Below are 6,685 nucleotides of genomic sequence, written 5' to 3'. Positions count from 1 at the left end.
TCAATGCAACAGTTTCCAAAATTGATATTTTGTTCAACGGTTGCATTTTAAGGAACAACTTTTTAAAACGAAGTGCGTGAAAGCGGAGAACCGATCCAAACTCCCTCTGCCCCGAGATATTCTTTTTTCTGTCCTTCAATAAGGAATTGCACTGATTTAACCGTTGTAAACTCCGTAGCCGTAAACACCACCTGAGAAAGCTGTGCAAGTGCACCTTCAATGCCATATTGATTAAATTGAAATTCTTCACTCACATTGATAAAAGCAACCCCATCCTTCACCCATGCAGAACGCAATTTTGTATCGGGAGGAATCAAGGTACGCAGACCTTGTTTTGCTTCTTCCATAGCGGGGGCGGCAAACAAGGCAGTCAGAGCATCGCTCATAGGCATATCTGATTTCAGCAACACCCTAATAACCCTTTGCCGGCTTAACTTACCGTCTGCATCCACCCTTACCCAATAAAGGGCAGTCTTCCGGACATTAGTTTGAGTATCACTAATAGAAAGCTCCTGATCTGCCCGCTGCACTGAAGCTTTTTCCTTCTGAAGAATTGGCGCAGCGCTCTCTGCCGGTACCTGCATTCCCTGTTCTGCATTCCCCCTTCCCTCTCTGATGCCCTGCACATGCTGTACATCATCCTCGGAAAGATTTTGCCCTTCATTACCTACTATTGTATTTGCTGCGATTCCATCACCGGATTCCGATTCTTTATCAGTCTGTACCGGAATAAGAGGCATTTCTTGAACAAGCTCTGTCTGTTCAGGTTTTAGTTCCTTTTTTTTCAGAAAAATACTTTTTGCATTCGTTTTATCAAGAACAAATGAAATTGTTTCCCGGTTTAAGTAGAACAACCCTACTATTAATAAAACAAATATCACCCAAAACAAGCAGCCGAACGGCATCTTACTTTTTGCATGCAGTGCCATAACCGGCATCATACGACACTTTGGAGACGCTATGCAAGTAGGCGTCAGCCTTGACTGCACAGTATATTTAACCTAAAATGCAAGTATGCGAGTACTGTTATATGACCAAGACCTACAAAGAAATAAATGCCTCAAACGGTATCTTGAAAATAAGAACATACAGGTTAAAGCAGTCTACCAGCTAAGAGATTTCTTAATGAAAATTGAAAAACCGTCATTAAAAATAGTGATTGTGGAACAAACATTAGTACAGCACTATAACCTTAATATCGAAGATGTTTTATACCGTTTGGGGCTTGAACTCATTGTAATCGTATATGTCGAAACGGAAGATATGTTTGACTTTAGCATTCACTATGTCGAAGAGTATCTTTACTTTCCGTTTACGACAGCAGAAGACAAGCAGCTCTTCAAAGCAATAAAAAAACATCTCAAAAAGCGTAAAAAAAAGAAAGCGAAACATGCAGCTAAAATTGAAGAGAAACGCCTTCTTCCTGACAGTACCGATCAAAAAAACGATACAGCAATAGAATCAGTAATGCATCTTTTTACACAAAAACAGCGAATACTCATAACGCAGCTTATAGAAAAAAAAGAAGGAATTACAATAGAAGAAATGATTAGATTACTAGATGCAGAAAAAATGAAAAACGCCAGTAACTACGTCCAAGTACAAATATACCGCTTACGGAATAAATTAAACAGCATTCTTGGCAAGAAATACATTATATCTTGCAATGATCATACCTATCGGCTGATTTATCAACTGAAATAAAACAGTGCTAAAACAGCATAAGTCCGGATACGCAGGTATATCATCTTACTATACAGCGCAGTAAAAATAATCATCTACTGACTACTGACTGCTTGTATAGTAAGATTAAAAACAAGAGTACTACTTTGAAAGTACTGCTGCAATGCGCTCAAGAACCTTTTTACGATCAAGCGGCTTTACAATATAGTTCTTTGCACCCAACAGTAACGACTTCTTTACCAGCTCCTCTTTACCAAGAGCACTGATCATAACTACTTTTGCATTTTTATCAAAAGCCATTATCTGCTCGAGAGCAGTGATACCATCCATCTTAGGCATGGTAATATCCATCGTAACAAGATCGACATTGGGACATAATTCTTTGTACTTTTCAACACCCTCAAACCCGTCTCCGGCAGTAGCAATTACTTCATAGCCTTCACTGGTTAGGATTTGACCGATTTGCTTGGAAACGAAAATAGAATCATCAACAACCAATACCTTATACGCCGATCCATCTGCCCGTACACCGCCAGGGGCACGCTCATTAATAGATGGAAAATCTTGCTTAGAAATCATAGCCTACTCCTTTTATGCTCTGTCGCGAATAGCAACGTTAATTTCAATTTTTCCCTGCGCTGTTTCCATCGGTACAATCAATGCCTCAATATCGCTACTGGATATTGACATATTATCACCGGTAACTAGAGCAGGAGGCGTTAGATCGAATTTAAAACCAAGATCATGCAGTTTTGTTACAGCTTGTGCTGTAATAAGATTTGCGAGCTCAGTGATAGTTGCACGTCCAAGTTCATCGAATTCGGTAAACTCTTCTTGATTCATCACAGATGCAATTTTCAAGGCTGTTTCTGAAGTCATATCGAAAATAACACGTCCTTCAACGTCACCAGCTAAACCAACAATCGCAGCGACACCCATAACAGGCACACAAGTCGATTTTAAATACAAGTCGCCGCGTTTAACTTCGCCACCAAGTACTTGCACCAAGATATTATAGGCAGCTTCGCTAAACGGATTGATATACTCTACACGCATCAAAATCTCCTTCCGAAAAAATTAAACGAACAATAATATCCGTTACGGTACGAGGTCCGTTTACAGTTTTGTTCAAACTGCGCATGACCACCATTGAAACACAGTAGTCAGCCCTCTGTTTTATAAACAGCTGAAAGCCAAAAGGCTTCCAACTATCAGCTACAAGCTACTCCCGTGAGAAAGTAGTTATATCTCCCATTGCCTGCCTAAGCCATCCGCTTTGTTTAGGCATCATTTCATTTGCACCAAGGATAACAATACCGGTCGTTTTTAGCTTATCCCTAAATTCTTCTAACAATATACCCTGTTTATCTGGTTTAATAAAGGATAACACATCACGAGAAAGGATAATATCAACATCTGGTACAGTATTCTGATGCAGACAGTCATGATACTCAAAAAGTATCATGTCTTTTATTTCTTGATTAAAACTGTATGAATTGTTTACACCTTTGACCAGATACTGCTTAAAACGATTGATCACTTGATCTTCCGGTACCGTGAGCATCGGTGCATTGGAAATAGCCAAAAGATCGGCATCATTCGCATAAACCCGGATAGTTGCCCGCGGGTACTTCTGCTTTAACAACACAGCAAAGCTATATGTCTCATACCCGGAGCCGCAGCCGACATTCCATACCGTAATAACCTTACCATCGCTATCAGGAAGCGCCGAAAGCACAGCATTCATATATGCATCAGACCAGAACCTTTGAGAATCAGGCGAAAGGAAAGTATTTAAGAATTCCCGCGCTTGCTCCTCCGATTGGATTTGAATATCGGAAGCAACACGCATATCCCGCCATTCATAATACCGTTTCTCTACCCAAGCAGCATTGATCGGCGAAGCATAGAACTTACCAAGAGCAGCAAGCGTATCACTAATAAAGCGGATATCGAGAGCATCATTCGACTGTGAAACCTCTGCAGCAGCAGGTTTCGCAGCTGGGGCTTCAACAGGAGCAGCTGCTTCGGAGGCTTCCTCTTTTGCTTGAGCATTTCGAGCAGCAAATATTCTATCTACATCCAATAAAATATAAAGCTGTCCTGCATTTTCAACAACACCATAAATATATTTGATATTTATGTCACCGAAAATCGGATGCGGAGGCTGAATGGTATTTTTAGAAATACCGACAACCTTATCAATACGGTCAACAACAATGCCGAAAGTTTGATCATCAACATTGATAATAACCATACTTTCGATAGTATCTTTTGCACGCTGTTTAACCGGTATATTAAAGAAAATACGCAAATCTATGATCGGAATAATATCACCGCGGAGATTATGCACACCAAGCACAAAAGGAGCCGTATTGGGTACGTAGGTAAAATTATTTGCTTTTGCAATCTCTTTTACCTTCATAATATCAATTGCATAATCTTTTTCTGCAAGCGAAAAGGTTATCATCTTAAAATCTACAACAGAAGTGTGCTCCCGGATGTAATCTTCCTGCACTTCTTCATTGACATTTGTCTCTACTTCGGTTCTTTCCATGTCTTTCGATCTCCTTTTTACCAAATGGAGGCTTCCCGCCGTTCGCGAGCATGCATTTCCTGCTTGAGACCCAAATCAAGAAGCTGCCCCACATCAATAATCAATGAGACAGAACCATCTCCTAAAATTGATGCTCCTGCAATTCCCGGTGAATTTGTAAACTGGTCTTTCAATGGCTTGATAACAACATCTTCTTCACCGATAAGACTATCAACCATTAAACCGACCTTCTTTTCTGCCGTACCAACAATAACGATATAGTGATGTCCGTCATCGCCTTTTTCCACAGAAGGAACACCAAAAAGTCTGTTCAAACGAAGCAAGCTGATAACTTCATTACGCACATTGAAGACCTCGTAGCTGTCAATTCGGTTAATTTCTTCACTGCGAACACGGTGACTTTCGATAACCGACGTAATCGGAATAGAATACACTTCTTCACCGACACGGATCAGCAGCCCTTGAATAATCGCTAATGTCAGCGGCAGCTTAATGGTAAAGCGGGTACCGCGATTTCGCTCCGAAATAACCGTAACCGTTCCGTTCAATTTTTCAATATGTGTTTTTACAACGTCTAGACCGACACCCCGTCCGGAAACACTGGAGATAGTTTTTGAAGTAGAAAAACCCGGTGCAAAAATGAGCTGGTATGCTTCAACATCGGTAAGATTTTTACCCGGATGCAAAAGACCGCGTTCAACAGCCTTTGCTTTTACCGCCTCAACATCAATTCCCTTACCGTCATCAACAACTTCAATGACAATCATATTGCCTTCATTGCTTGCCCGCAGTAAGAGCGTTCCTTGTTCCGATTTACCAAGCTGTTTTCGCTCTTCCGGTGTTTCAATACCATGATCCATAGAATTACGCACACAGTGCATAATAGGATCGAGCAAATCTTCAACAACAGACTTATCAAGTTCGGTATCTTCACCTTCAATAACCAGCTGAATGTTCTTATTTAATGTACGGGAAAGATCACGCACAACACGCGGGAAGCGGCTGAAAATCTGACTGATGGGAACCATGCGGATTTTCATAACGCCTTCCTGCAATTCTCCTGATATTCTGCCAAGATTCTGTGCTGAAGAGCGGAACTTAGTAACCGAATACTTCATGGATGTTTCAAACTGACCAAATAGCTCAAACATTCCGGCATAATCGGCTGCAAGGTCCTTCTTAATCGTATTAAGATCAGAACCCTGCTGCATTTTTTCCATGTAAGAGGGGAACTTATCAAGCAGTTTTCGCAGGCGGTCTTTATATTCGCCATTAGCAGTTTGGAATAGAGCATACAGCTCGTTAAACTCCATAGCGCTTTGATTGAGAGATGCTTTGGTAATAACAGTTTCACTGACTAAGTTCAGCAGATAATCAATACGCTTTGCATCAACACGCAATACAGAACCTGATGAATGACTTGCATTTCCTGCAGCACCCGCGGGTCGTTTTTGATGATTAGCATCTGCAGCAGGAGCTGCCGCTTCCGTATGAGGAGCTTCAGCCTTTGATTCGACTTCTGGAGCAGAAGCAGCTACTACGGGCTTTACCTCCTGTGGCGGTGCAGCGGGAGCGGGAGCAGCTGTTTTTGAAGCACTGCCTTCAGCGCTAAAGGTTAGCTCGTCGATAGAAGCATTAAGCGTTACGTCAGGAATATTTGCAATAGCAAGCAGATTACTTTCACTTGAGGAAGAAGCAACATAATAGAGAACTTCAGGATGAAATTCATCTTCATAAAGCACATCAAACTCAGGAATCGTCTTTAATACAACGGCATCCTGTTTAAGAGCCGCAAACACCTGAATCCCCCCGACTGTATTCATCAAACTGCTTTCATCAAAATGTACACGGATAGCATACACCTTATTACCCTGTGGCACTGCTTCACGCAGCTCAAGAATTTCATATTCAGAAAGCAAGGAAGCGGGATCAACCGCATTCTCATCATGCACAGGAGCCGCTTGAACCTTAGGCTGAACAGGCACAGGCTTAGCCGCTTGCGGCGGAGTCTTCTTCTTACCATCTTTCTTCTCAGGGATATATGACCGCAACTTTGTTACCGTTGCAGATACATCTTGACTATATACTTCTCCATTGGATCGTGCCGCAAGCATATCTTTAATTATATCCAAAGAATGCAGTAACAGGTCAATGGTTTCTTCTGTAACTGTAACCTGATTCGACCGAATAGCATCCAGCAAATCTTCTACTGCATGAGTGAAACCGGATAATTCACTCATTTCAACAGTAGCAGAACCACCTTTCAAGGTATGCGCTGCACGGAAGATTTCGTCTATAGCTTCTTTATTGGTAGGATCCTGTTCAATAACAAGGATATTGCTTTCCAGCTGTTCTACCTGCTGTTCAGCTTCACTAAAAAAGTCTTTCAATAACTCTTCATTATTGATGTCCAGATAATCACTCATAGCAATAATTCTAATTGCT

Annotated in this window: 6 protein-coding genes; 1 reads left to right on the top strand and 5 read right to left on the bottom strand. The window is 41.3% G+C overall.

The window, feature by feature from the left end; translation table 11 throughout:
- Positions 1-62: 62 nt before the first annotated feature.
- Complete coding sequence (locus ACTTJ8_RS00895) at positions 63-929, bottom strand: GerMN domain-containing protein (RefSeq protein WP_442715953.1); 867 nt, start codon at positions 927-929, stop codon at positions 63-65.
- A gap of 196 nt (positions 930-1,125) precedes the next feature.
- Here ACTTJ8_RS00895 and ACTTJ8_RS00890 point away from each other — a divergent pair, with 196 nt between their 5' ends.
- Positions 1,126-1,704, top strand: a complete 579-nt coding sequence (locus tag ACTTJ8_RS00890; protein WP_442720068.1) for a helix-turn-helix domain-containing protein — start codon at positions 1,126-1,128, stop codon at positions 1,702-1,704.
- Between the two features lie 120 nt (positions 1,705-1,824).
- Here the strand turns inward: ACTTJ8_RS00890 and ACTTJ8_RS00885 are convergent, their stop codons facing one another.
- The 4 genes from ACTTJ8_RS00885 to ACTTJ8_RS00870 form a co-directional block, all read right to left on the bottom strand.
- Positions 1,825-2,262 (bottom strand): response regulator, encoded by a 438-nt coding sequence (locus ACTTJ8_RS00885; protein ID WP_442715951.1) that lies wholly within the window; start codon positions 2,260-2,262, stop codon positions 1,825-1,827.
- 12 nt (positions 2,263-2,274) lie between these two features.
- A complete protein-coding gene (locus tag ACTTJ8_RS00880) occupies positions 2,275-2,739 on the bottom strand; it encodes a chemotaxis protein CheX (protein ID WP_442720067.1) in 465 nt (154 codons plus the stop codon).
- Between the two features lie 166 nt (positions 2,740-2,905).
- Positions 2,906-4,240 carry a CheR family methyltransferase gene (locus ACTTJ8_RS00875; protein WP_442715949.1) on the bottom strand — a complete coding sequence of 445 codons (1,335 nt, stop codon included), beginning with the start codon at positions 4,238-4,240 and terminating at the stop codon, positions 2,906-2,908.
- Between the two features lie 17 nt (positions 4,241-4,257).
- Positions 4,258-6,666 (bottom strand): chemotaxis protein CheW, encoded by a 2,409-nt coding sequence (locus ACTTJ8_RS00870; protein ID WP_442715948.1) that lies wholly within the window; start codon positions 6,664-6,666, stop codon positions 4,258-4,260.
- Positions 6,667-6,685: the final 19 nt, after the last annotated feature.

It is taken from the genome of Treponema sp. (assembly GCF_052169735.1).
Lineage (GTDB): Bacteria > Spirochaetota > Spirochaetia > Treponematales > Treponemataceae > Treponema.
Note: the sequence above shows the minus strand (reverse complement) of the source record. Positions and strands in the feature narration are given on the sequence as shown.

What these genes read in the sequence shown, in the direction of transcription:
- ACTTJ8_RS00880 (WP_442720067.1), bottom strand. Translation starts at nt 2,739, where the DNA reads ATGCGTGTAGAGTATATCAATCCGTTTAGCGAAGCTGCCTATAATATC.
- ACTTJ8_RS00890 (WP_442720068.1), top strand. Translation starts at nt 1,126, where the DNA reads ATGAAAATTGAAAAACCGTCATTAAAAATAGTGATTGTGGAACAAACA.
- ACTTJ8_RS00875 (WP_442715949.1), bottom strand. Translation starts at nt 4,240, where the DNA reads ATGGAAAGAACCGAAGTAGAGACAAATGTCAATGAAGAAGTGCAGGAA.
- ACTTJ8_RS00895 (WP_442715953.1), bottom strand. Translation starts at nt 929, where the DNA reads ATGGCACTGCATGCAAAAAGTAAGATGCCGTTCGGCTGCTTGTTTTGG.
- ACTTJ8_RS00870 (WP_442715948.1), bottom strand. Translation starts at nt 6,666, where the DNA reads ATGAGTGATTATCTGGACATCAATAATGAAGAGTTATTGAAAGACTTT.
- ACTTJ8_RS00885 (WP_442715951.1), bottom strand. Translation starts at nt 2,262, where the DNA reads ATGATTTCTAAGCAAGATTTTCCATCTATTAATGAGCGTGCCCCTGGC.